The 23,999-nt window shown below is 64.1% G+C and carries 18 protein-coding genes; 5 read left to right on the top strand and 13 right to left on the bottom strand.

The genetic code is table 11. The annotated features are described in order from the left end of the window. Positions 1-7: 7 nt before the first annotated feature. Both IVB19_RS11750 and hpnO read right to left on the bottom strand, forming a co-directional pair. The gene (locus IVB19_RS11750; protein WP_085362347.1) at positions 8-412 is read right to left on the bottom strand and encodes a GFA family protein; all 405 of its coding nucleotides are present in this window, start codon (positions 410-412) and stop codon (positions 8-10) included. 115 nt (positions 413-527) lie between these two features. Continuing rightward, a complete protein-coding gene (hpnO, locus tag IVB19_RS11745; RefSeq protein ID WP_026233264.1) occupies positions 528-1,919 on the bottom strand; it encodes an aminobacteriohopanetriol synthase HpnO in 1,392 nt (463 codons plus the stop codon). A gap of 141 nt (positions 1,920-2,060) precedes the next feature. Here hpnO and IVB19_RS11740 point away from each other — a divergent pair, with 141 nt between their 5' ends. Then, a complete protein-coding gene (locus tag IVB19_RS11740; protein ID WP_018456917.1) occupies positions 2,061-2,693 on the top strand; it encodes a DUF2147 domain-containing protein in 633 nt (210 codons plus the stop codon). Here IVB19_RS11740 and hpnN read toward each other — a convergent pair. Further along, entirely contained in the window at positions 2,661-5,249 is a 2,589-nt protein-coding gene (gene hpnN / locus IVB19_RS11735; RefSeq protein ID WP_018456918.1) for a hopanoid transporter HpnN, read from the bottom strand. The genes IVB19_RS11740 and hpnN overlap by 33 nt on opposite strands. 461 nt (positions 5,250-5,710) lie before the next feature. Here hpnN and ispH point away from each other — a divergent pair, with 461 nt between their 5' ends. Together ispH and hpnH are read left to right on the top strand one after the other, a co-directional pair. Further along, positions 5,711-6,637, top strand: coding sequence for a 4-hydroxy-3-methylbut-2-enyl diphosphate reductase (ispH, locus tag IVB19_RS11730; RefSeq protein ID WP_035993095.1), 927 nt, complete (start codon positions 5,711-5,713; stop codon positions 6,635-6,637). Positions 6,638-6,672: 35 nt separating this feature from the next. Next, a complete protein-coding gene (hpnH, locus tag IVB19_RS11725) occupies positions 6,673-7,833 on the top strand; it encodes an adenosyl-hopene transferase HpnH (protein WP_007593619.1) in 1,161 nt (386 codons plus the stop codon). A gap of 81 nt (positions 7,834-7,914) precedes the next feature. Here hpnH and IVB19_RS11720 read toward each other — a convergent pair whose 3' ends face one another. From IVB19_RS11720 to IVB19_RS11695, 6 genes are all read right to left on the bottom strand, one after another. After that, on the bottom strand, positions 7,915-8,664 hold the full coding sequence (locus IVB19_RS11720) for a phosphorylase (protein WP_026233265.1): 750 nt from the start codon (positions 8,662-8,664) through the stop codon (positions 7,915-7,917). Next, positions 8,661-10,628 carry a squalene--hopene cyclase gene (gene shc, locus IVB19_RS11715; protein ID WP_018456921.1) on the bottom strand — a complete coding sequence of 656 codons (1,968 nt, stop codon included), beginning with the start codon at positions 10,626-10,628 and terminating at the stop codon, positions 8,661-8,663. The genes IVB19_RS11720 and shc overlap by 4 nt, the downstream gene beginning before the upstream one ends. Positions 10,629-10,704: 76 nt before the next feature. Next, positions 10,705-11,958 (bottom strand): hydroxysqualene dehydroxylase HpnE, encoded by a 1,254-nt coding sequence (hpnE, locus tag IVB19_RS11710; RefSeq protein ID WP_018456922.1) that lies wholly within the window; start codon positions 11,956-11,958, stop codon positions 10,705-10,707. Then, positions 11,958-12,797: a presqualene diphosphate synthase HpnD gene (gene hpnD, locus IVB19_RS11705; protein WP_018456923.1), complete on the bottom strand. Its 840-nt coding sequence runs from the start codon at positions 12,795-12,797 to the stop codon at positions 11,958-11,960. Before hpnD ends, hpnE begins: the two co-directional genes overlap by 1 nt. Beyond that, the gene (gene hpnC, locus IVB19_RS11700; RefSeq protein WP_247821425.1) at positions 12,787-13,671 is read right to left on the bottom strand and encodes a squalene synthase HpnC; all 885 of its coding nucleotides are present in this window, start codon (positions 13,669-13,671) and stop codon (positions 12,787-12,789) included. Before hpnC ends, hpnD begins: the two co-directional genes overlap by 11 nt. A 193-nt stretch (positions 13,672-13,864) precedes the next feature. Next, positions 13,865-14,098 carry a hypothetical protein gene (locus tag IVB19_RS11695; protein ID WP_007593627.1) on the bottom strand — a complete coding sequence of 78 codons (234 nt, stop codon included), beginning with the start codon at positions 14,096-14,098 and terminating at the stop codon, positions 13,865-13,867. Positions 14,099-14,557: 459 nt separating this feature from the next. Here IVB19_RS11695 and IVB19_RS11690 point away from each other — a divergent pair, with 459 nt between their 5' ends. After that, positions 14,558-15,055, top strand: a complete 498-nt coding sequence (locus IVB19_RS11690; protein ID WP_018456925.1) for a hypothetical protein — start codon at positions 14,558-14,560, stop codon at positions 15,053-15,055. Positions 15,056-15,176: 121 nt separating this feature from the next. Here IVB19_RS11690 and IVB19_RS11685 read toward each other — a convergent pair whose 3' ends face one another. The 4 genes from IVB19_RS11685 to IVB19_RS11670 all read right to left on the bottom strand — a co-directional run bounded on the left by IVB19_RS11685 (position 15,177) and on the right by IVB19_RS11670 (position 21,662). Beyond that, positions 15,177-17,543 carry an efflux RND transporter permease subunit gene (locus IVB19_RS11685; RefSeq protein WP_018456926.1) on the bottom strand — a complete coding sequence of 789 codons (2,367 nt, stop codon included), beginning with the start codon at positions 17,541-17,543 and terminating at the stop codon, positions 15,177-15,179. Positions 17,544-17,749: 206 nt separating this feature from the next. Then, on the bottom strand, positions 17,750-18,535 hold the full coding sequence (eutC, locus tag IVB19_RS11680) for an ethanolamine ammonia-lyase subunit EutC (protein WP_085362342.1): 786 nt from the start codon (positions 18,533-18,535) through the stop codon (positions 17,750-17,752). A 6-nt stretch (positions 18,536-18,541) separates the two neighbouring features. Then, a complete protein-coding gene (locus IVB19_RS11675) occupies positions 18,542-20,128 on the bottom strand; it encodes a B12-binding domain-containing radical SAM protein (RefSeq protein WP_247300200.1) in 1,587 nt (528 codons plus the stop codon). Between the two features lie 151 nt (positions 20,129-20,279). After that, positions 20,280-21,662: an ethanolamine ammonia-lyase subunit EutB gene (locus IVB19_RS11670; RefSeq protein ID WP_247300201.1), complete on the bottom strand. Its 1,383-nt coding sequence runs from the start codon at positions 21,660-21,662 to the stop codon at positions 20,280-20,282. A 220-nt stretch (positions 21,663-21,882) separates the two neighbouring features. Here IVB19_RS11670 and IVB19_RS11665 point away from each other — a divergent pair, with 220 nt between their 5' ends. Then, on the top strand, positions 21,883-23,622 hold the full coding sequence (locus IVB19_RS11665; protein ID WP_247300202.1) for a methyl-accepting chemotaxis protein: 1,740 nt from the start codon (positions 21,883-21,885) through the stop codon (positions 23,620-23,622). The last annotated feature ends 377 nt before the right edge of the window (positions 23,623-23,999 follow it).

Genomic DNA, 23,999 nt, shown 5'->3' with positions numbered 1-23,999 from the left:
CATGCCGTCATTCGAGCGGAGGAAATCGTTCGAAGACGGGCAGTTCGTGAGCCCGCACCATCCAGCCAATCCGCTCGGCGACCTGAATGTGCATCGTCGCCGGAACGGCATCAGGGTCATCATAGGTGCCGCTCTGGATATCGATGATATCGGGCATCAGGTTTTCGTTGATGTAGAACAGCCCCGTGCCGCAATCGGCACAGAAGTGACGTCGTCCATGTTCGGATGATTGATAGATCTTCGGCTGACCGCGCACGACTTTGACCGCCTTGAGCGAATACATCACCCAGCCAACCATCGGTGCCCCGGAGTGACGGCGGCAATCCGCGCAATGGCAGAGCGCATGCACCATCATGTCGCCGTTCACTTCATAGCGGATGGCGCCGCAATGACAGCCGCCAGTCAAAGGCATCGCCCACTCCTCTCCCGGTCAGGTCAATGCCGGGAAATAAGCGTCGATTTGGAATTTCGGGAGACGGACTGCTTCAGCAGGTCGCACGTCGCGACATCAGGCCGCAGCAGAGGCCTTACGCAGACCTTCGCACCGCATTGTCCACCAGCGTCTTGCCGAGCGACCAAATCGCGCCGGGGACCTTGTGGCTGCCGGCGATGACGTCGTCGAAGGCGCGCTCGATCCAGCCGCAATCTTCCTCGGTGATGGTGAGCGGCGGCAGAAGCTTGATGGTGTGGCTGCCATGGCCGGCGACTTGCGTGAGGATCTTGTGGTCCTTGAACAGCGGCACGGTGATGAGCTGGCAGAACAGACCCTTGTTGGCTGCCTCCAGCACGTTCCAGGACGCCCGCAGCCGCAGCGATTTCGGCGGACCGAACTCGACGCCGATCATCAGGCCCTTGCCGCGGACCTCCTTCAACAGCTCGTAGCCGGGCACCATGCGCGTGAGCGCGAGGCGCAGCTCGGCACCGCGCTTGGCGGCGGACTCGATCAGCTTCTCGGACTCCATGATGTCAAGCGTGGCGATGCCCGCAGCCATCGCCAGGTCGTTCTTGGAGAAGGTCGAGCCGTGCACGACGGCGCGGTCCATCTGGTTGAATATCTTGTCGAAGATGCTTTTGCGCGTCAGCACCGCGCCGACCGGCACATGGCCGCCGGACAGCGACTTCGACAGCAGCACCATGTCGGGCTCGACGTTCCAGTGCTCGACCGCGAGGAAGCGGCCGGTGCGGCCCATGCCGGTCTGGATCTCGTCGGCGACGAACAGCGTGCCGTATTTCTTGCAGAGCGCAGCTGCACCCGGCAGGAACTCGTCGGTGGGCATGTTGACGCCCTTGCCCTGGATTGGCTCGACGACGAAGGCCGCCACCTCGCGCGAGGCCAGCGCCTTTTCGAGCGCGGCGAGATCGTTGAACGGGATCGAAGTGCATCCCGGCAGCAGCGGCTCGAAGCCGGTGCGGAAGTTCGAATCACCGGTCAGCGACAGCGCGCCATAGGTCAGGCCGTGATAGCCGTGGGCACAATAGACGATCCCCGGACGACCGGTGGCGCCGCGGGCGAACTTGATCGCCGCTTCGACGCATTCGGCGCCGGAATTGGCGAAGAACGCCTTATCAAGATAGGGGACGTATTTCAGGAGCCGCTCGGCGAGCACGCCGGCGAGCACCGAGACGTCGAACTGGACGAGGTTGGGCAGGTCGGCATCGAGCACGCTCTTGAGCGCCTCGCGCATGACAGGATGATTGCGCCCGATCGCAAACACGCCAAAACCGGACAAGAGGTCGAGATAGCGCGCCCCGTCGCGGTCGTAGAGATACTGTCCCTGCCCCTTCTGGAAGCCGACATCGTAGCCGATGGTCTTCAGAACCCGAACGAACTGCTCGTTCAGATGCCGATTATGCAGGGCGCTGCGCTGGGCCTGGCGGTCCGCGAACAGCTGAGACATGTCTGGATTTGGGCTGTGCATCCGCTACATACTTCGGTTGAGGGCCGTCTCGTCAACTGAAAACGGAACGTCGCTGAAAACGGTCTGTGCGGCCTTTTGCCCTTTTTCGGACCATCTTCGCAAGCAGAGCTTTAGACCATGTTGCACTGCCAAGGAACTATCATGCGTTTAGCCCTTTACACCGGACTAATACTGGCTGGCGGTTACACCTGCCTGAACCCGGCGCTCGCGGCCGATCCGACCGGCGACTGGCGGGTTGCCGACGGCGTCGCCAACATTCGTGTCGCCCAATGCAATGGCAGCATGTGGGGCGCGGTTTCCTGGGAAAAACAGCCCGGGGGCCGCGACGAGAACAATCCGGACGCGTCGAAAAAGACCCGGCCCACGCTGGGCATGGCGACCCTGATCGACATGAAGAAAAAGCCCGGCGCCGATCAATGGGAAGGTCAGGTCTACAATGCCAAGGACGGCCAGCTCTACAGCGCAACCATCACGCCGGTTGGCACCGACCAGCTCGAGATCAAGGGCTGCGTGATGGGGTTCCTGTGCGGTGGCGAGACCTGGACCCGGGTCAGCCCCCCGATTCCCTTGAGCTCCGCCAACGCCATGGCCAAGGGCGCGCCGAAGCCCACCGGCGCGGCGTCGAAAGCCCCGGGAACGACCGGCGCTACGGTGGCGCAGCCTGCGCCCGCAGCCCCGAAGGCCGCCGGCACCGCCAAACCCGGTCAGAAGGGCGCCGCCGACCAGGTCGGCGACATCTGCCTACTCCCTGAGATTGCGGGGTTTGCCCATTAGGGCAGGCTGAAACAGCAGCACGGCGGCGAGCGTCGTCACCAGCGACAACGCCAGCAGCTTGCCCATGCTGGACGTGCCGGGATGGCTCGACAGCCAAAGGCTGCCGAACGCGGTGGCCGTTGTCAGCGCGCTGAAAAAGATCGCGCGCGTCAGGCTGGTCTGGAGCAGGTTTGTCCTGCCCGAGCGCCAGGCCACGACATAGTAGATCTTGAAGGCCACGCCGACGCCGAGCAGCAGCGGGAACGCGACGATATTGGCGAAGTTGAGCGGCAAGCCGATCAGCACGCAGATCTCGAGCGTGACCGCGCCTGCCACCAACAGCGGCACCAGCGTCATCAACACGTCGACGAACCGGCGCAGCGTGATCCACAGTAATAGGCCGATCACCAGCAGCGCATAGATTCCGGCATGGATGAACGCCTTCACCACGGTGTCGCCGGATTTCAGGATCGAGACCGGACCGCCGATCGCGGTCGGCTCGGCAACGAGCACCGCCGCCGCAAATTTGCGTAGCGTGTCGTTGTCGTTGGGATCACCCTTCGGCAGCGCCTCGACGCGGATGATACCGTCCTTGCTCTTCCAGGCGCTGACGAGATCTGCCGGCAATGACTTCAGGGTGACCGGCTCGGCCTGCAACGCGTTCCGGAGCTGGTCGAACACGATCTTCATCGGCGCGACGAACACGTCCTGCGCCTTGTTCCGTGTGGCTTCATCGGCATTGGCGAGCTTTTCCAGCGCATCCGCGAGCCGACGCGAGGCAACCGCACCCGGGCCCTTCGCATCGCCTGCGGTCCGGCGCAGATTGTCGACCGACGATTTCAGCGCATCGACGTTTTCCTTGTCCGACGGCGCGGCGTCGATCTGGTCGGGATTGAGCGCGGGGTTCAGCACCTTGGCGCCCTGCGCGAGCAGCTTCAGCTTCGGCGGCTGGTCTTCAGGAACGAAGCTGTTGAGCGACATCACCCGCAACACCTCCGGCACCTTCTCCAGCTTCGCCTCCACCTGCCTTGCCTGCTCTTCCGACGTGGTCATCACGTTGATGGCATTGGCGCCCGTGTTGGGATCCTTGCGCAAGTCGAGGAAGGTCGCGATCGACTCTGCCTTCGGGTTGCGCAGATTCATCGGGTTGAAGTCGAACTTCATGAAATAGAGCAGCGGCAGGCCGGCGACCGCCAGAAACATGGTGCCACCGACGACCAGCACGCGGTGCTTCTCCAGGAAGTGATCGAGCGGCGCCAGGAAGGCATAGCCGACCGGCTCTTTCTCACCGGGCGGGTTCAACAGCTTCAGCATCGCCGGGAGCACGGTGATGCTAGTGAGGAACGCGACCAGCATGCCGACGCCGGCGATCTGGCCGAGTTCGGCGATACCCTTGTAGTCCGTGGGGATGAAGCAGAGGAAGCCAGCCGCGGTCGCCATTGCCGCCAGCGACAACGGAATTGCCGAGCGCTTGGCGGCCAGGATCAGCGCACCGGAGAGATCGTTGTGCTTGTAGCGCTCGGAGCGATAGCGGACGCTGTACTGGATGCCGAAATCGACGCCGAGGCCGACGAACAGCACGGCGAATGCGATCGACAGCAAATTGAGCGAGCCCACCATCATCAGGCCGGCGGCGGTGGTCAGCGCAAGACCGACGAAGAGATTGACGAACACCGCGAAGATGATCTTCGCCGAATGCAGCGCCAGCCACAGGATGAGCAGCACGACGAGGACCGTGCCGATGCCATTGACGACGGCGCCTTCCTGGACGGTTGCATATTCCTCGTTGGCGATCGGGACCGGCCCGGTCAGCCGGACTCGCGCCTGATATTTGGTGGCAAAATCCAGATCGGCTGCGGCCTTGCGGATCGCGTCGGTTGCGCCCTTGCCGGGCTCAAGCGCGTTGTAGTCGAGGATCGGCTTGAACTCGATGAAGGCGCGCTTGTCCGAATCCGTCAGCGGCTCGTCACTGACGAGCTGGCGCCAGGAGAACGTCGCATTGCCCTTGTTGAGCACGGTCTCGACCGTTTGCGCGATCTGGTTGAAGGGCCGTTCGGTGTTGTCGAGCTTGACCTGCCCGCGCTTGACGCCGGCAAGTCCCGTCTCGAGCGCGCCGGTCAGGCCGCGGATCGAGGGATCGCCCGCCATGATCTCGATCAGGGGTGCTGCGGATTCGAACTGGCCGGTGACCTTGGCAACTTCCTCTGTCGGCAGGAACAACAGACCATTCTTCTCGAAGAACTCGCCGGTGCCGAGCTGCTGCATCGACTGGAATTCGGTCTTGTTGTCCTTCAGCTTGGCATAGAGCGCGTCCGACGCCGCGGTCGCCATCTCCGGCGTCTTGGCTTCGACCACCGCCGTAATCGTCGCATCGCGGTCGAAGGCGCGATCGAACTGCTGGTCGCGTTGGCGCCAGTCCAGATTTTGGGCAATCAGCGAGTTGATGTCGGTGTTGATGGCGAAATGCTGGGACGTGTAATAGCCCGCCCCCACCGCCAGCAGGAGCCCGAGAACGACGACGAGGGAGGCAAACCGGGTGCAGGCCCTGACGATGGCAACGACGACGCTTTGCAGCACTACTTTTCTTTCTGCGGTTAACAGCTTGCCGGAAACGCCCGCTGTTTAACGGAGTTCCCGGCCGAAACCTATTGCTGTTTTGAGTGGTTATCGCCGTCAGAAGCTTCGAGGTAAACGGCGGAAGACCATGGCATTATCATGCGGGCCATCGGTATAGCCGAGGAGTTGAGGCGGGAAAGTGACGAAGCGTGCGCACAAATGTCGCCACGTTGCTGCCACGGGCACCCTCTACTATAATACCGCCAAACTGATCCGGCAGGGAACCAAAGTTCATTCCACCTTTCCTTACTGCCGATTTTTTGACACAAAGTACTGCACCTCCATGCACCGGGGCCCCGGCAGGGGTGGGCGGCTACCGCGTGCGCCGAACCGATGGTGCGGATATTGCAACTCATTGGTTCGTATCGGGGTGTCCCCTGAACTTGAGAGCGGATTGGTGCAACTTGCGTGATGGCCGTCCAATGGAAGTTTATCTGGCGCAACCGCGCGGCTTTTGCGCGGGGGTAGTGCGTGCGATCGAGATCGTGGAACGGGCGCTGGAGAAGTACGGCCCGCCCGTCTACGTGCGCCATGAGATCGTGCACAACAAGTACGTCGTCGAGAGCCTGAAGAACAAGGGCGCGATCTTCGTCGAGGAACTGTCGGAGGTGCCGCCGAAGGCGGTGACGGTCTTCAGCGCTCATGGCGTCGCCCGCAGCGTCGAGGAAGAAGCGGCCGCGCGCGACCTTCCGGTGCTCAATGCCACCTGCCCCTTGGTCACGAAAGTTCACAATCAGGGGAAGCGCTACATCGCCAGGGGCCGCACCCTGATCCTGATCGGCCATGCCGGCCACCCCGAGGTCGAGGGTACGATGGGCCAGGTTCCCGCCCCCGTACTGCTGGTCCAAAGCGTTGAAGAGGTTAAGGCCCTTGAGCTGCCGGCGGATACGCCAGTGGCCTATATCACCCAGACCACCCTGTCGGTGGATGACACAAAGGACATCATTTCGGCCCTGCAGGCCCGCTTTACAGATATTCAAGGCCCGGATATCCGGGATATCTGCTATGCGACACAGAACCGCCAATCTGCGGTAAGGGACTTGAGCAAGCTGGTCGACGTGATCTTGGTGGTGGGCGCTGCCAATAGCTCGAATTCGAACCGGCTCCGCGAAATCGGCACTGAGGCCGGTGTCGCGAGTTATCTGATTGCCGACGGCAGCGCGCTCAATCCGGAGTGGTTGAAAGATGCCAGAACCGTCGGTGTCACGGCTGGCGCTTCGGCGCCCGAGGTACTCGTGGATGACGTGATCGAAGCAATGCGGCGGATCGGACCGGTCAAGGTCTCGGTGCTCCCGGGCCGCGAGGAAAACATCGAATTCCGGCTTCCGGCCGAACTGGCTGCGAGCTGACCCACCCGAATTTCAAGCCCAGAAAGAAACTTGTAATGGCTATCCCCTTCTTCAAGGAAATGCGTATCGGCGGCTATTTGATCAAGCAGAAGCTGCTTGGCCGCAAGCGCTATCCGCTCGTGCTGATGCTGGAACCGCTGTTTCGCTGCAACCTCGCCTGCGTCGGCTGCGGCAAGATCGATTATCCGGATGCGATCCTCAACCGCCGCATGACGGCGCAGGAGTGCTGGGACGCGGCCGACGAGTGCGGTGCGCCTATGGTCGCCATTCCCGGCGGCGAGCCGCTGATCCACAAGGAGATCGGCGAGATCGTGCGCGGCCTCGTCGCGCGCAAGAAGTTCGTCTCGCTCTGCACCAACGCGCTGTTGCTCGAGAAGAAGCTCGATCTGTTCGAGCCCTCGCCCTACCTGTTCTTCTCCGTGCATCTCGACGGCCTGAAGGAGCACCACGACAAGGCCGTGTCGCAGAAGGGCGTGTTCGACCGCGCCGTCTCCGCGATCAAGGCGGCCAAGGCCCGCGGCTTCACCGTCAACGTCAACGCCACCATCTTCGACGGCCACCCGGCCGAAGAGATCGCCAAATTCCTCGACCTGACCGTCGAGCTCGGCGTCGGCGTCTCGATGTCGCCGGGCTACGCCTATGAGCGCGCGCCGGACCAGGAGCACTTCCTCAACCGCACCAAGACCAAGAAGCTGTTCCGCGACGTCTTTGCGATGGGCAAGGGCAAGAAGTGGAATTTCATGCATTCCGGCCTGTTCCTGGACTTCCTCGCCGGCAACCAGGAATACGAGTGCACGCCCTGGGGCATGCCCGCGCGCAACATCTTCGGCTGGCAGAAGCCCTGCTATTTGCTCGGTGAAGGCTATGCAAAAACCTTCAAGGAGCTGATGGACACCACCGACTGGGAGACCTACGGCACCGGCAAGTACGAGAAGTGCGCCGACTGTATGGCCCATTGCGGCTACGAGCCGACGGCGGCGACCGCCGCCATCAACAACCCGCTGAAGGCGATGTGGGTGTCGCTGCGCGGCATCAGGACCACGGGTCCGATGGCGCCGGAGATCGACATGTCCAAGCAGCGTCCTGCGCAGTACATCTTCTCCGCGGAAGTGCAGAAGCGCCTGTCGGAGATCCGCAAGGACGAGGCCGCCGCCGCACAGGAGAAGGCCGCACGGAAGGCGTCGACCGCCGCGTAAGCGCGCTAGTCCCACCAACAAGAAAAGGCCCGATCGCCAATGGCGACCGGGCCTTTTGTTTTTAGTGATCGCAGAACCCGCTCAGGCCGCCTCGGAGACCAGCGCCTCGCTGTCGACCAGTTCGGTGCCGATCAGGAAGTCGCGGCAGCCGCGCAGGCTGCGTAGCGCGCGGTTGAAGTCGAGGCCGGTCGAGACCAGTCCGTGCAGCGCAGTCGGGTTGCGCGCGATGCCGCGCAGCACGGCCAGCACGTCGATCTGGCCATTCGGCTTGATGGCGGCGCGGGCGAGCGCCGGCAGCGCGCGATGGGCGGGATCGCTGATGACGCGGACCGCGGCGAACGGCAAGCCGGCCTCGGCGGCGTAGGCCGCCGCGATGTGGCTTTCCATGTCGACGGCGGCCGCTCCCGTCTCCGAATGCAGCGCCGCCTTGCAGGAGCGCCCCGTGACCACTTCCTCGGCACCCGCGAGGCTGCCGCGCACAACGCGGCGGCGCCCCGACGTCAGGCGGTCGATGAGGTCGTCGCCGAGCGAGAGGCCAGCGGCCCAGCGGGTATCGCCCGCGAGCACCTCGGTCGCCAGCACGACGTCGCCGGAGCGCAGCGTCGGGTCGAGCCCGCCGGCCACGCCGAAGGAGATCACACCGCGAATCGTCTCGGGATCCAGCACCGTCAACAGCGCCCGCAACTGGGTGGGGCTGCTCGACGAACAGATGACCGCCATGCCAGGCCCGGCCGCGATGCGGGCCTCCTGAACCAGTCCAGTCACGATCAATATCGGCCGCGGATCAACGGTTTGACCCGCGGTAAGATAGTCCCCCGTCCCCAAAGTCACATTCCGACCCCTACCACCCTGCTGTTGGTGTTCCGCAAGTTCCGATACCGCGCCAACGCCCACAGCGGGAAGAACTTCGGATAACCATGGTACCGTAGATAGAATACACGGGGAAAGCCTGTGGCGGTGTACCGCTGTTCGTCCCACAGTCCTTTTTCGTTCTGTGTTGCAATCAGGTACTCCACCCCGCGGGCGACGGCCGGGTGATCAACCTCGCCAGCAGCCATCAAGGCAAGCAAGGCCCATGCCGTTTGCGAGGCGGTCGAGGGGGCGGCCTCCCATCCCCGATAGTCCAGCCGGTAGCTGACGGCATCCTCGCCCCAGCCGCCGTCCTGGTTCTGGATCGAGGCCAGCCAGCCGGCCGCTTTCCGCATCATCGGGTCGTCATGGCGGACGCCGGCCATGTTGAGGGCGCACAGCACCGACCAGGTTCCGTAGATGAAGTTCATGCCCCAGCGGCCGTACCAGGACCCTTCCGGGTGCTGGGTCTTGCGGAGGTAGGCGATCCCGTCCGCGACATGCTTGCTGGTCTCCGCGGTCTCGCCGAGCTGGGCCAGCATCGAGATGCAGCGCGCGGTGACGTCCTCGGTCGGCGGATCGAGCAGCGCGCCGTGGTCGGAGAACGGGATGTTGTTCAGATAATATTCGAGGTTGTTGACGTCGAAGGCGGCCCAGCCGCCGTCGTCGCTCTGCATGCCCTCGATCCACTCCCGGGCACGGTCGATCGCGGCGTCATAGCCGGTCGCACCGTGCTCCCGGCGCATCCGGTCCATCGACATCACGACCACCGCGGTGTCGTCGAGATCGGGATAATGGGCATTGTTGTACTGGAAGGCCCAGCCGCCCGGGCGTACGTCGGGCCGCTTCACCGCCCAGTCGCCCTTCACCTCGAGCTCCTGCTTCGGGATCAGCCAGTCGAGACCCTGCTTGGCGGCCGGCACCGCCTTGTCGCCGCCGGCTTCGAGCAGCGCGTGGGCGGTCAGCGTCGTGTCCCACACCGGCGAGACGCAGGGCTGGCAATAGGCTTCGTCGTCCTTGATCACGAGCAGCTTGTCGATGCCCCGGCGCGTGATCGCGCGCGGCGGGAAGTTCTCGTCCTTGCCGAGCGCGTCGTACATCATGACGATGTTGGCCATCGGCGGATAGATCGCGCCCATGCCGTCCTCGCCGTTCAGCCGCTCCTCGGTGAAGGCGAGCGCCGCGTCGATGGCGCGTTTGCGCAGGCTCTTGGGAAACATCGGCTCGACCACGCGCAAAATGCCGTCGAGCGCGCGGAACAGCACGAACCAGGCCATGCTCTGGTGCGGCGCCTTGGCGGTCATGCCGATCGAGCGCGGATCCTGCAGGAACAGCTCGTCGATGCCGACGCCCTTGGGATTCTTCGCCCGTGGCTTCAGCGCGGCGATGACCATCAGCGGCACCATGGTGGTGCGCGCCCAGTAGGAGATCTTGTTGATGTGGAACGGCGACCAGAACGGCAGCAGCACGATCTCGATCGGCAGCACCGGTACCGCGCGCCAGGTCACGACGCGAAACATCGCAAGCATGAAGCGCGTGAAGACATTGCTGTGAATGGCGCCGCCGCGGGAATGGATCGCCTCGCGCGCACGCACCATGTGCGGCGCGTCGATGGAATCCCCGATCATCTTCAGCGCGAAATACGCCTTGACGCTGGCGCTCATGTCGAACTCGCCGTCATGCACCAGCGGCCAGCCGCCATGGGCGCCCTGCACGCGGCGAAGATAATTGGCGATCTTGGCTTCGAGCACGGCATCGACCGGCTCGGCGAGATAATGGCGCAGCAGGACGTATTCGGCCGGAATCGTGCAATCTGCCTCGAGCTCGAACACCCAATGGCCGTCGGGTTGCTGGAAGCCGAGGACGCCTTCGGTGGCCGACGCAATGCTCGATTCCAAGTTCCTGAATTCTTGGGCTTCGCGGCTGGTCGCGTTCACGGAATCCATCTCGCTCGATTGCTCCGATAGTCGATTGAATGGGCCGAAATTGACTGGGACAAATGCCCGTCAGGGCCGCCTGTCACTATCCCTTGGCGGCCAGAACCAGATCGGCGGCGCGATCACCGGATCGGACCGATCCCTCGATGGTTGCAGGCAATCCCGTAGCAGTCCAATCGCCTGCAAGAAACAGGTTTTTCAGCGCAGTGACCGGCCCTGGACGCAGGGCATTCTGCGCCGGCGTCGCCGCAAATGTGGCACGGCGCTCGCGCACGATCTGCCAAGGGGGCAGCTCGCCGGAAACACCGCCCGCCTTGCAGACGTCGTTCCAGATCGCCTGCGCGAGTTCCTCGCGCGGCATGTCGACCAGACGGTCGCCGTTGCTGATGGTGACGGACAGCCGGTTCGGGAACGAAAACAGCCATTCCACGACGCCGCCGATCACGCCGAGGATCGGTGCCGATCCCGCCGGCGGCTCGACGCGGAAATGCGCATTCACGATGGCGCGGAATTCGGTCGGCGTCTTCAGGCCCGGCAGCAGGTTGGAGGCAGCGCGCGGCGGCACCGCCATCACGACGACGTCGCCTTCGCTGATCTGGATCACATCCTCGCCGCCGAAATTCAGCGCGCCGACCTTGCCGTCATGGGTCGCAAACGAGCGCAGCTCATGGCCGAGCTGAACGCTGTGCCCGCGCCCCTGCAGGAACGTCACGGCGGGCTCGATCAGTACCGCGCTGAGCCCGTCGCGCGCGATCAGGGGACGGCAGGCCTGCCCGCCGGCGAGCAGCGTCTCGCGCACGATCGCGCCGGCAAGCCCCGCCGAGCCTTCGGGTGGATCGACGTTGAGGGCCGCGAGCAGCAGAGGCTGCACCAGGCGCTGATAGAGAACGCCTTCGCACGGAATTGACTTGCCGACCAGCGTCTCTTCCGATGCCCAGATCAGCGGCGCCAGCTTCAGATAATCGGTCAGCCCAGTGTCGGGGACGCGGCGGCTCTCGTCGAGCACCCAGGTCGGGAGCCGGCCGTCGCCGAGGTCGATCTGCCAGCGCTGCCCGGTCTTGAGATCGACGAAGGGAAACTGCGCGCGCTCCGGACCGACGAGGCCCGCCTCGGTCCCGATCGAACGCGCATAGGCGCGCGCATGGCTATTGCCGGACAGCAGCAGATGGTTGCCGTTGTCGATGGTGAGATTGGTGGCGCCGTCGTAATAGGAACGGCAACGGCCGCCGGCCTGCTGCGTCGCTTCGTGCACGGCGACCTTGAAGCCGGCATTGGCAAGTCGCACGGCGACGGAGAGGCCGGAGATTCCAGCGCCAATGATGTGAGCTGTTTTTTGCATCAGATGAGAGCGTATCGGAGCAGGATGGCGATACGTGTGATCTTCGACACACGCACCGGCTCGCGCGGCGCGTTGAACCCGCGCGCGATCAGGAGATCCAGAATGGCATGATAGTATTTCGACATCATCCGCGGCGCGCGCACCGCGCGGCGCCGGTTGCGGTTCATGATCTCGTCCGACTTCTCGAAATACACCTTTGCGCGCTGCGCCAGTGGCAGGCAGACCTTCGGCAGCGCGCGCTCGACGATCACGCGGTCCGGATCGTTGGAGGTGATGCCGGCATGCAGCAGCGCTTCGCGCGGCAGATAGAGCCGGCCGAGGCCCGCGTCCTCGTCGATGTCGCGCAGGATGTTGGTGAGCTGGAGCGCGCGGCCGAGATGATGGGCGAGCTCGATGCCGTCTTCTTCTGGCAAGCCGAAGACCCGGACCGACAGCCGCCCTACGGCGCTCGCGACGCGATCGCAGTAGAGATCCAGCGTCGCCATGTCGGGCGCGCGGATGTCCTGCGGCACGTCCATCTCCATGCCGTCGACGATGGCGAGGAAATCCTCGCGCTTGAGGCCGAAGGTCTTCACCGAGGTGACGTAGTCCTTCAGCCGCGGCGGCGGATTGCCCTGGTAGAGCGCATCGATGTCGTTGCGCCACGCCTGAAGGGCGGCGAGCCGTTCGTCGCGCGGGCCATCGGAATCGGCGATGTCGTCGACCTGGCGGCAGAAGCTGTAGATCTGGAACATCGCTTCACGCTGGTCGTGCGGCAGGATGCGCATCGCGGCGTAGAACGAACTGCCGGATGCGGTCGAGCCATAATTGGCGCCGGGCGAGGTCGCCTCAAGCGTCATGTGCAGTCCCCGGTCTGGAAATGGCCTTGCGTCCGACCGTGCGGCGGCCGACTTCGCCGATCATGCCGGCGAGGCTGAAGGTGAGGAGCTCGAGCTTGTTCAGGTGCACGCGCTCGCGCAGGGGATCGCGCACCTTCAACAGGCGCACGATGCGGTCGGCATAGGCCTGGATCACCGAGACCTCGACGCCGAGGCGGAAATCCCGGATCTCCGCAGCTAGCGACCTGCCCTCGGCGAGCAGCGCTTCGTTGCGGACGGCGAGAGCCTGAAGGCAGGCCAGCATCGCCGGTGGCGACTGCGCCAGTCCGAGCTGCTCGACCGAGGCGCCACTCGCGGCCAGCGCATCGCGCGGCAGATAGACGCGGTTGAGCTCGCGGAAATCCTTGCCGCAATCCTGGAGGTGGTTGTTGATCTGCAGCGCTGCGCAGAGCGCATCTGACGCGGCCCAGGTCGAGGTGCTCTCACCATGGACGTCGAGCATGAAGCGGCCGACCGGCATCGCCGAGTAGCGGCAATAATGGATGACCTCGTCCCAATTCTCGTAGCGCAACTTGGTCACGTCCATACGGAACGCGATGAGCACGTCGAGCGCGTGGCGCGGCGCCATGCCGCGTTCGGCCAGTGCGTGCCGCAGGCTGACGGCCTCGGCCTGGGTGTCGCCTTTGCCGAGCAATTCCGCCTCGATCAGGTCGAGATAAGCGAGCTTCTCGTCCGGCGGCAGCGTGGCGTGGTCGGCGATGTCGTCGGCGGTGCGGACGAAATTGTAATACGCCAGGATCAGCGCGCGATGACGCGGATGAATGATCCAGGACGCGACGGGAAAATTCTCGTCGCGCTCACCCTTGCCGGATCGCAATTCGCTCGCAGAGGTCATCGAGGGCTGGTCTACAATCGTTTGGACAGGAAGGGCTTTTTCGCTCGCGCGAGCCCGTGCGGGCGATGCCGCCGCGGCCCCCATATAGGGGAATACGGCCGCAAAACCAATCCTGTCTCTCGATGGCTGCCCTTTGCGGATCAGGTCCGAAAAGGCGGCCCCGGGGCCGCCTTTTGTGGGCCAGTGGCCGAGCTTACTGGTTGTGGTTCTTCAGGACCTGGTCGCAGGCCTGAGAGATCTTGGCCCGGTTCTCCTTGAGGCAGGCCAGGATGGTGAAATCACCCTGGTCGATGACCGGACGGCAGAGCTTCTGCACATCGCGCGAGCAGGCCTTCTGCTCGGCGTCCGTGCCGCGCCCTTGCTGGGCGAACGCTGCGGTCGAGAGGGAGGCCGACAGCAAGGTGAGAGCGACGAGAAGCTTACGCATTGTATTCCTTCATTCTGACGGCAGAATCGCACCAATCCCGGTCAGCACAGGGCGACGACCGGAACGGATTGTTCTGATGGCAAGTCGCCGCGGGAGGAGCGGCCTCGGAGAAGGCACAAGCACTGGCAAATGCGGCCAAATTGGCGCCACGTCCACCAAATCAGGGCTTCCCTGCGCCTTCTCTGGCAAATGTAAGAGACTGATACTACGTCATAATTCAGGTGCGCCGCGTTTTGCTGCGCACCTGTTGCAGAGCTGCATCTCTCGATACCGCCTCGGGACCAAGAAACATGCCGAAATACGACAAATCGAGAGGTGGAAGCATGGCGCAAGGCGTCGTGAACTGCCATCTCTGGCAGTCGGGCATTGAACCTGTCACTGGCTCGGAACACTAAACTTTCGATGTAGCGAGACGTTCTTCGTGAGAAGCGGACGTCGTTCTAAACGGGATATTTTGAGATGAAATTCTTTGGACGGACTGAACTGGCAATCAAGGCGGCCGGCATCGGCGCTGCGCTGCTCTTCTCGGTTTCGACAAGTCAGGCTCAGTCGTCCGGACCGTTTGCAGGTTTCGAGGGCGCATGGACCGGGACGGGTACGGTGTCGCTGTCCGACGGCTCGACCGAGCGCATCCGCTGCAAGGCGGACTACAAGGTTGCCGGCACCGGTCTCAGTCTCAAGCAGGCGTTGCACTGCGCCTCCGACAGCTACAAGTTCGACCTCACCAGCGATGTGACCAGCCAAGGCGAGCGCATCTCCGGCAATTGGAGCGAGACCAACCGCAACATCTTCGGCAATCTCCAAGGCACTGCCGGTGGCGGCCAGATCGAGGTGTTCGTCGAGGCCAACGGCTTTGCCGCCAATTTGTCGCTGCGCACCAACGGCACCAAGCAGACGGTGCAGATCTCATCCAAGGGCGAGATTCGCGGCGTCAACATCACGATGACGAAGGGCTGACAGCTCTTTCCGCTCCGAAAGCGACAAGCCCCGGTTCTCGCGAACCGGGGCTTGTTGTTTTTCGGAGGCGCGGCGCAATCGTCCGGACCGCGCCGATTCCGTGTCCGATGGATGCAGCCGCTCAGATCGCCGGCTTGTCGGTGCCCTGAAGCTTGGCGTGCAGATTGATCAACCACATCGCCGTCGGCCGCAGGATGAAGAGGTCGGCGACGAGCGCCATCACCATCGAGAAGGCGCTGAGCCAGCCGAACAGCCGTAGCGACGGCAGATCGGAGAACACCGTGACGACGAGACCGCAGGCCAGCACCAACGTGGTCAGGATCAAGGCCGGGCCGACCAGCACGGTCGCGCGCTCCACTGCGAGCGCCGAGCCGACGCCCGGCTTGCTCTCGAGCCTGAGGCGGTTGAGGAAGTGGATGGTGGCGCTTAAGCCCAGGCCGAACGAAACGGTCAGAGCTACGACACTGGCAAATTGCAGTCCCTCGTCCATCGCCCACAGCACTGTTCCCGACATCACGACGGGGAAGATGCCCGGCAGGATGCAGGCGAACATCACGACCCAGGAACGGAAGGCAAGGCCGATGAAAATCGCGACCAGCGCGAATTCGACGGTGAGCCCGCGGTTGAGCTTCTCGATCATGCCGGCCGAATTGCGCGCGGCAATCGCGGCAAGACCCGTGACCGCCACTTCATAGCCGGGATGCTTCTTGCGGACGGCGTCGAGCTCGGTATCGAGCTTGTCGACGATCGGCAGGAGCTGGCTGGAATCCTTGTCCGGCACGCGACCTGCGACCACGACCGCGTCCTGCTCGGCATCGATGAACCGGCGCACCAGATGCTCCGGAATGACGCTGACATATTCCTTCAGGGTCGCGACGTCGGCGCTGCCGGCCTTGTCCGCGAGCCAGCGGCGCAGGGTCTCGACCGACCAGACATTGCCGACACCGGCGGCCTTCTCCACCGTCGCGTGCACGTCCGCGATGGTCTGCAGCGTCTCCGGCGAATAGAGCGATTCACCCTTGGGGAACTGGATCAGAACGTTGACCGGGTTGGCGCCGGTGAGCTTGGCGTCGAGCCGGTCGCTGGCCGCGACCGCTTGGCGCTTGTCCGGCACCTGGTCGGCGAGCCGGTAGCGCGGCTCCAGATTTGCGTAGATGACGCCGAGGCCCGCCACGAACACCACCGCGATCAGGCTGAACAGGCCGGGACGGCCCACCATGCGCACCGCGATCCAGTAGCAGAAATTACGCAGCGCTTGTACGCCGGCATCCGCGCTCTGGAACTTGGTCGCAAAGACCTTCTCGTTGCGCACGAGCAGCACGCCGAACACCGGCACGAGCGACAACACCGCAACCAGCGCGATGATGGTGGCGGCGAGACCCGCCTCGCCGAACTTGCGGATCAGATCGGAGTCGGAGAACTGGAGCGCGATGAAGGAAATGCCTGCGGTGCCGTGCGTCAGCACGCAGGCCGGTCCCACCACCAGCACCGCGTTCTTGAATGCGGTGAACTTGTCCTGGCCCGCGATCAGCCGGTCGCGCGCGGCGAAGGTGAGCTGCATCGAGTCCGAGAAGCTGATGACCATGATGAGCGGCGTCATCACGTTCAGGAACATGTTGAGATTGAAATTGGCCCAGCCGAGCGCGCCGAGCGCCAGCAGGATCGCGATCATCGGCGGGAACGCCGCCGCCACCATGAACGAGATTTTGCGGAAGAAGATGATGGCGATGACACAGCCGGCGAGAATGCCGAGGATGTTGTAGGTGAGCCCGTCGCGCTCGACCGCGTTGCGGATCTCGAGCTGCATCACCGGCACGCCGGAAAGCTGCACGTTGAGCCCGGTGTCACTGAGGTCTTCCTTTATCAGCGCGCGGATGTCGGCGACGGTCTTGGTCAGCTTGTTGGAGGCGACCACCTCCGGATCGAGCGACAGCACGATCAGCGCCAGCGTGCCGTCCTCGGACAACAGCTTGCCGCGGATGATCTCGTTGGCTTTGACGCCCTCGATGAACTTGTCATAGGCCTCGCCCTCGGGCAGCTCGGGCGGGAACAGTGCGGCGGGAAGCTTGCCCGGAGCGGGCGCCTGACGCGCGGAGAACAGCGAGACCAGTCCGCGCGTACCCTCGACCAGCTGCATGTCGGTGACGAAGTCGCGCAGCTTCTCGAGGTTGTTCCGGGCCAGCAGGGTCTTGCCCTCGACTACGACGAGGACATCGAATTCCTCGGCCGGGAACTTCTTGGTCACCGCTTCGTACTGGCGGAATTCCGGCGTGTTGGACCGGAACAGCTGCGACAGCGAATCGTCGATCTTGATCCGGTGGATGCCAAACACGGCGCCGACGATCAGCACGAGCAGGACGACGCAGGAGACGATGGGCGCCCGGACTGCGATCAGCCCGATGCGCTCCAGCCCGAAGGCGATCGAGGACGCAGGTCCCTGCTCGACCTTGTCGACATGAACCTCACTCTCGCTGTGCTTTTCGAGCATGCCTTGTCCAGTTCCTAAATCGGCTCGGGTCTGTGAGCTTGTCGCGCCCCGCGAACGGCTTGAAAATGCCATACCAATGGGAGGCTTGCCCTTTGAAAATGCGCAGAAAATCGCTGCGAGGGGTTTAGCAGGTCAATCGCCCTTCTCGCAAGCAGGCGGAGTGTGGCCGAATCGATCAAGATGTGGCGATTTTGCCTTAATGCCCTTCATCCGGGCAAAGCCGTGCCAATTCGACGCGGCGCCCGGTCTGCGCTCTCGTCCTTCAGCGCCACACCGCTCACTTCCCGCGCGAGCCCCTCGCGGACCAGCCAGGCGATCTTGAAGGCAGCCTCGTCATAGCTCAACCCGGCCTTGTGGATGTTCGACACGCAATTGCGCTCGGCATCGGTACGGCCCGGCTTCGGGGCGAACGTCAGATAGGCGCCGAGACTGTCGGGCGCCGACAGGCCCGGCCGCTCGCCGATCAGCATCACGACCATGCGCGCGCCGAGAATGGCGCCGATCTCGTCGCCGAGCGCGACGCGCGCGCCTGAGGCGACGACGACATGGCCGATCGCGACACCATCGTCGGCCGCGAGCAACGGCAGCAGGCGCATCACCAGCGCGGCCGCATGGGCGTGGACCGCCGCCGCCGACAGGCCGTCGCCAATCACGAGTGCGAGTTGGCACGGCTCCGAGGCGCTCCGCGCCAAGGACTCGGCTGATCCGGCATCGAGCCGTCTGCCCAGATCGGGCCGCCGCAGATAGTCCCCGCGGTCGACCGCCCGGCTGTTCGCCTCGGTGACGACGAGGCCAAGCGCGCAGAGATCCGCGACCAGCCGCGGCGCATCGAACACGGCGTGTACGGCATCGCGGGCGCGGGCGTGGTCCAGTGTGAAATCGAGCAGTGCCCGCGTCGGCAGGCTCGCGCCGCTGCGCCCCAGCGCCACGCGCGCGGGCGTGAGCGAACGCAGATCGAGGGTCGGACGACGCGGGATGGCCGGATCAGACATGTCGCATCATTCGGCGGGGACGGAGGCCTCGCGTAGCCGGATCGAATAGTTCGAGGCGTTTTGCTGGCCGGTCGAGGCCGCCCGCGCAAAAGTGATGAGATGGTGCGCGATCAGGGTGCAGCCGATCAGCCCTTCGAGATCACCGCGCTTGATGCGGCCCAGCGCGAACTTCCAGAACACGCGCTTGTAGTCGCCGAGCACGCCGACCTTCCAGAAGATGTTTCGCAGCATGACGAGGCCGCGCCTGATGTTGGTCCAGGTCTTCATCTCGTCCGGCGTTGGCATCTTGAGGCGGTGCACGTAAACGTGGTCGCATTGATACTGGAAGCGCCCGTAGACCTTCTCGGGCTCGTAGGCGACGGCCATGGCGTGCTTCCAGGACGCAACGACGTCGTCGTAGGGCAACAGGAAGTCAACATTGGAATCGCGCCCGTCGTCCTCGACCAGGCGCCCCTCGCGCTCCAGACGGTCCCACAGCGGCGTCTTCGGCAGCGCCTGAAGCAGGTTGATCGTGAGCAGCGGAATTCGGGACTCCTCGACAAAGGCGAGCAGCGCCTCCGAAGTGTTCGGCTTGTCGGTGTCGAGCCCCATGATGATGCCGGACACGACCTCCATGCCGTAGGAGTTGATGGTTTGCACGCCCTCGAGGATCGGGACCATCATGTTGTGGTCCTTGTGCATCGCCTTCAGCGCATCGGGGTCGGGCGTCTCGATGCCGCAGAAGATGGTGACGAAATAGGCCTCGCGCATCTTCTCGAGGATTTCCGGCCGCTTGGCGATGTTGAGCGTCGCCTCGCAGGCGAGCCGCACCATGTAGCCGGTCCTCTTCTGCCATTCGATCAGATGCGGCAGGAGGTCGAGCGCCGCCTTGCGGTTGCCGATGAAATTGTCGTCGACGAAATAGACCGTGTCGGTCATGCCGCATTCCCGCAGGCGGTCGAGTTCGGCGATGATCTGCTCCGGCGACTTGAGGCGCGGGTTGCGGCCATAGAGGCCGGGGATGTCGCAGAACTCGCACTGATACGGACAGCCGCTGGAATACTGGATGCTGCCGAGGAAGTATTTCTTCACGTCGGCGAGCTCGTAGGCCGGGATCGGAAACTCCGTCATCGGCACGCGGTCCTTGGTGGTCAGCACCACCTGCGCTTCCGGACGGGAGGTATCGCGCGACAAGATCTCGAGCAGCTGATTGGTGGCATCGCCGAGCTCGCCGACATGGAGATAGTCGAACGACGGATAATAGTCCGGACAGGCGCTGACGGAGGGACCGCCGAGCGCGACTGGCAGATCGAACTCGTGGGCGCGGCGGCAGATATCGTTCATCTGCTGGCGCTGGATGTGCATGCCGCTGACGAAGACCGCCTCGGCCCATTCGAACTCTTCTCTGGTCGTACGGCGAAGGTTCTCGTCGACGAATTTGACCTGCCATTCCCTGGGCAGATAGGCCGCGAGCAGCAAAAGTCCCTGCGGCGGCATGAAGGCGCGGACGCCATCGGTCAGGGGGTAGGAATGCTCGAACGTCCCGAACGAGGATGTGTATCGCGGAAACACGCAGAGAATCCGCCGGGACGTCCCGTTACTTTCAGCTCGCATCAAAGCTCCCCCGCCACGCTCGACTTAGCTGCGGAAATTGCCAGACAGCTACATAGCGTAATGCTGCCGCCGGAATTTCTCAATATTGTGGCAGAGCTTAATTCCCTTGGGCACCAATGGTTTCCTCGGGCCACCGGGTGCTTCCGCCACGTCACGCGATCAACCGTGAGGCAAAATCGGGCAGCAGGCCTGCATCGCCGGCAAGACGGAAGTCAGCGCCCGCAATGCCCGACTGCGCCAGCCAGTCGTCGAATTCCGGCGCACGACGCAATCCGAAGACGTCGCGGACATAGAGCGCGTCGTGAAAAGACGTGGATTGATAGTTCAGCATGACGTCATCGGCGCCGGGGACACCCATGATGAAGGTGACGCCGGCCGCCGCAAGCAGCGTCAGCAGATTGTCCATGTCGTCCTGGTCCGCCTCGGCGTGGTTGGTGTAGCAGATGTCGATCCCAAGCGGCAGGCCGAGCAGCTTGCCGCAAAAGTGATCCTCCAGCCCCGCCCGGATGATTTCCTTGCCGTCGTAGAGATATTCCGGGCCGATGAAGCCGACCACGCTGTTGACCAGGAGGGGCGCAAAGGCGCGGGCCACCGCATAGGCGCGGGCCTCGCAGGTCTGCTGGTCGACGCCGTGATGGGCATTGGCCGATAGCGCCGAGCCCTGCCCGGTCTCGAAATACATCACGTTCTGCCCGACCGTGCCGCGCTTCTGCGACAGCCCGGCCTCTTGGGCCTCCTTGAGGAGCGCGAGGTTGACGCCGAAACTGCGGTTGGCGGCCTCGGTGCCGGCGACCGACTGGAACACGAGGTCGACCGGCGCCCCCTGCCCGATCAGCGACAATGTCGTGGTGACATGGGTCAGCACGCATCCTTGGGTCGGGATCTTGAGCCGCGCGATGACCTCGTCGAGCAGCCGCAGCAATTGGCCGATCACGGCCGGGTCGTCGCTCGCCGGGTTGATGCCGATGCAGGCATCGCCGGCGCCGAGCAGGATGCCGTCGAGGATGGAGGCGGTGATGCCCCTGGCGTCGTCGAAGGGATGGTTGGGCTGGAGCCGGGTGCTCATCCGGCCCTTCAGGCCGATGGTGTTGCGGAAAGCGGTGGTGACCTCGCATTTCCGCGCCGCCAGGATCAAATCCTGGTTGCGCATCAGCTTCGAGACCGCGGCGGCCATCTCCGGAGTGATGCCGCCGGCCAGCTTGCGCAAGATTTCGGGCGTCGCGGCGTCCGATAGCAGCCAGTCGCGAAAGGCGCCGACCGTCAGCGAAGCCACCGGCGCGAACGCCTTGGCGTCGTGGCTGTCGATAACGAGGCGGGTGACCTCGTCGGTCTCATAGGGGATGACGGCTTCCTGTAAGAACTGCCCGAGAGGGACGTCGGCCAGCACCATCCGCGCCGCGATCATCTGTTCGGCACTGGCGGCGGCGATCCCGGCCAGCCGGTCGCCGGAGCGCGGCGGCGTCGCCTTGGCGAGCAGATCGCGCAGATCAGGGAATGCGTACGTCGTGGCGTCGATGGTGTGGCGGTAGACCAAGGGTCTCTCCGGGGTTCGTCGGCCAAAGGCCGACTCCAGGGCAATCCCAAGACTATACCTTCAGATCAAGACGCTGAAATATCGACCTTTCTTTCGACCGAGGGCGAAGGAGGCCAAACCCGGCGTTAACGCTGCGTCCATCTTCATTCTGCATAGTTTTGCATCGATTTGTTACGACCGCGCTCTCCGGCCGCTCCCGGCCATTCGGGCCCCTGAAACCATGAAAACCGACCAATCTGGGAATGCCGCCGGCCTCGCCGGCCGCTTCACGCTTGCCAACAAGCTCTACGCGATCTTCGCGCTGTTCGCGCTGCTCACGGCCGCGATCGCGATGCTGTCCGACTACAACAGCCGCCGCGGTGCCGAGCTGACCACCGCGATCGAGACCGCGAACGCCGCCGCGCTGAACGTTGAGCGGGTCAACTCGCTGGTCTATGCGGTCGTGATGGAATCGCGCGGCGTCTACATGTCGACCGAACCGGCCGTGGTGAAGAAATACGGCGAGGGCCTGCTCAAGTTCAACGCCCAGATCCTCGACGTCGTGAAGCGCTGGGAGACCATCGTCAAGGCTGACGATGCCGAGCAGTTCGCCACCTTCAAGAAGCGCATCGAGCAGTTCGTCGAGTTTCGCAAGGAGCTGGTGCGCCGCGGCGTCGAGATCAATGCGGCCGCGGGCCGCGAATGGGGCGACAACGACGCCAACCGCGCCGTGCGCTCGGCGCTGAACAAGGATCTCGAGGCGCTGTCCAAAGTCTATTCCGAGCGCGCGAGGCAAATCGCGCACGAGACCGAGACCAATCGCATCCTGTCCTTCGTCCTGACCTGCCTCGCCGGCGTGGCGCTCGCCCTCGTCGTGATCGGCATCGTCATCATCGCCCGCTCGATCGCACGCCCGCTCTCCGCCATCACCGCGACCATCAAGCAGGTCGCTGACGGCGCCGAGAACGTCGTGGTGCCCCACTCTGACCGCGCCGACGAGATCGGCGCACTGGCGCGCGCGATCCAGATCTTCCAGGACGCGATGGGGCGCAACCGCAACCTCGCCTCGCAGGTCTCGCAGGACTCCGCCGCGCGCGAGGAGCGCGCCCGCCACATCGAGCAATCCGTCGACGCGTTTCGCGAGGCGATCGGCGCGATCATGCGCGGCCTCAGCGACAACGCCTCCGTCATGCGCGAGACGGCGCAGACCATCACCCGCGTCACCGCGGACGCGAGCAGTCGCGCCGGCACGGCGGCGAACGCCACCGAACAGGCATCGCACAACGTCACGGCGGTGGCAGGCGCGGCCGAGGAGCTGTCTGCGTCGGTGGTGGAGATCGGCCGGCAGGTGCGGCAATCCGCCAGCGCGGTCGAGCAGACCGGGCAGCGCACCGAGAAATCGATTGCCGAGATCGAGAGCCTGGCGGCCGCCACGCAACGCATCGACGGCGTGCTCAGCCTGATCCAGGCGATCGCCGAGCAGACCAATCTGCTCGCGCTCAATGCCACCATCGAAGCGGCGCGCGCGGGCGATGCTGGCCGCGGCTTTGCCGTCGTCGCACACGAAGTGAAGGCGCTCGCGGGGCAGACCGCGAAAGCGACCGCCGACATCAGCGAAAACGTCTCGATGATCCAGTCCTCCACCCGCAACGCGGTCGACGCCGTCCGCGAGATCGGCGGCGCGGTGCGCGAGATCAACGACGTCACCTCGGCGATCGCCGGCGCCATCGGCCAGCAGGACGCCGCCACGCGCGAGATCTCGTCCAACGCGCAATCGGCTGCCCAAGGCAACGAGACCCTCGTCGCCAACATCAGCTCGCTCCGCGACGCCATCGGCGAGACCGATACTGCGGCCTCCTCGGTGCTGAGGGCTGCGAGCAGCGTGACCGAGACGGCGGAGACGCTGTCGTGCGAGGTGGAGAAGTTCTTCCAGAACCTGCGCTCGGGCGCGGCGGACGGCCGCATCGCCAAGGCCGGGTAGCCGCACGTCCATCGCCAACAGAGCCGGCGGTGGGGTCGCTCCATCAAAAACGCGAAAACAACCCCATGCACAGTAGCCGGGGACAGCGATTTCAATGGCTTGGCCACCGCCCCGATCCTCTGCGGATTTGACGAATCTACTTGCTCCGTCGGGCGAAACAGGAGCATGATGTCAATGTTGGAGCTTTCCGCGCTGGGCCGGCAGGATCTCGAAGCCGATCTTCACAGAGACCGCGCGATGCCTCTCTCCGCAATCCCATCTTCCAGGTCATGATCGCCAATCATGGCGAGTTCACCTGTCTTTCGGGCAGGGAATGCCTGCGAACAGAATGGCGGCAGCTGACGATATCTGTTCTGCCATGGAACCATTGGGTTCCC

Origin of the sequence: Bradyrhizobium sp. 187 (genome assembly GCF_023101005.1) — a bacterium.
Lineage (GTDB): Bacteria > Pseudomonadota > Alphaproteobacteria > Rhizobiales > Xanthobacteraceae > Bradyrhizobium > Bradyrhizobium canariense_D.
Note: the sequence above shows the minus strand (reverse complement) of the source record. Positions and strands in the feature narration are given on the sequence as shown.

Bases quoted from the DNA above. Each gene is read 5' to 3' on its own strand.
- IVB19_RS11750 (WP_085362347.1), bottom strand. From the start codon at position 412: ATGCCTTTGACTGGCGGCTGTCATTGCGGCGCCATCCGCTATGAAGTG.
- hpnO (WP_026233264.1), bottom strand. From the start codon at position 1,919: ATGCACAGCCCAAATCCAGACATGTCTCAGCTGTTCGCGGACCGCCAG.
- IVB19_RS11740 (WP_018456917.1), top strand. From the start codon at position 2,061: ATGCGTTTAGCCCTTTACACCGGACTAATACTGGCTGGCGGTTACACC.
- ispH (WP_035993095.1), top strand. From the start codon at position 5,711: ATGGAAGTTTATCTGGCGCAACCGCGCGGCTTTTGCGCGGGGGTAGTG.
- hpnH (WP_007593619.1), top strand. From the start codon at position 6,673: ATGGCTATCCCCTTCTTCAAGGAAATGCGTATCGGCGGCTATTTGATC.
- shc (WP_018456921.1), bottom strand. From the start codon at position 10,628: ATGGATTCCGTGAACGCGACCAGCCGCGAAGCCCAAGAATTCAGGAAC.
- hpnE (WP_018456922.1), bottom strand. From the start codon at position 11,958: ATGCAAAAAACAGCTCACATCATTGGCGCTGGAATCTCCGGCCTCTCC.
- hpnD (WP_018456923.1), bottom strand. From the start codon at position 12,797: ATGACGCTTGAGGCGACCTCGCCCGGCGCCAATTATGGCTCGACCGCA.
- hpnC (WP_247821425.1), bottom strand. From the start codon at position 13,671: ATGACCTCTGCGAGCGAATTGCGATCCGGCAAGGGTGAGCGCGACGAG.
- IVB19_RS11695 (WP_007593627.1), bottom strand. From the start codon at position 14,098: ATGCGTAAGCTTCTCGTCGCTCTCACCTTGCTGTCGGCCTCCCTCTCG.
- IVB19_RS11690 (WP_018456925.1), top strand. From the start codon at position 14,558: ATGAAATTCTTTGGACGGACTGAACTGGCAATCAAGGCGGCCGGCATC.
- IVB19_RS11685 (WP_018456926.1), bottom strand. From the start codon at position 17,543: ATGCTCGAAAAGCACAGCGAGAGTGAGGTTCATGTCGACAAGGTCGAG.
- eutC (WP_085362342.1), bottom strand. From the start codon at position 18,535: ATGTCTGATCCGGCCATCCCGCGTCGTCCGACCCTCGATCTGCGTTCG.
- IVB19_RS11675 (WP_247300200.1), bottom strand. From the start codon at position 20,128: ATGCGAGCTGAAAGTAACGGGACGTCCCGGCGGATTCTCTGCGTGTTT.
- IVB19_RS11665 (WP_247300202.1), top strand. From the start codon at position 21,883: ATGAAAACCGACCAATCTGGGAATGCCGCCGGCCTCGCCGGCCGCTTC.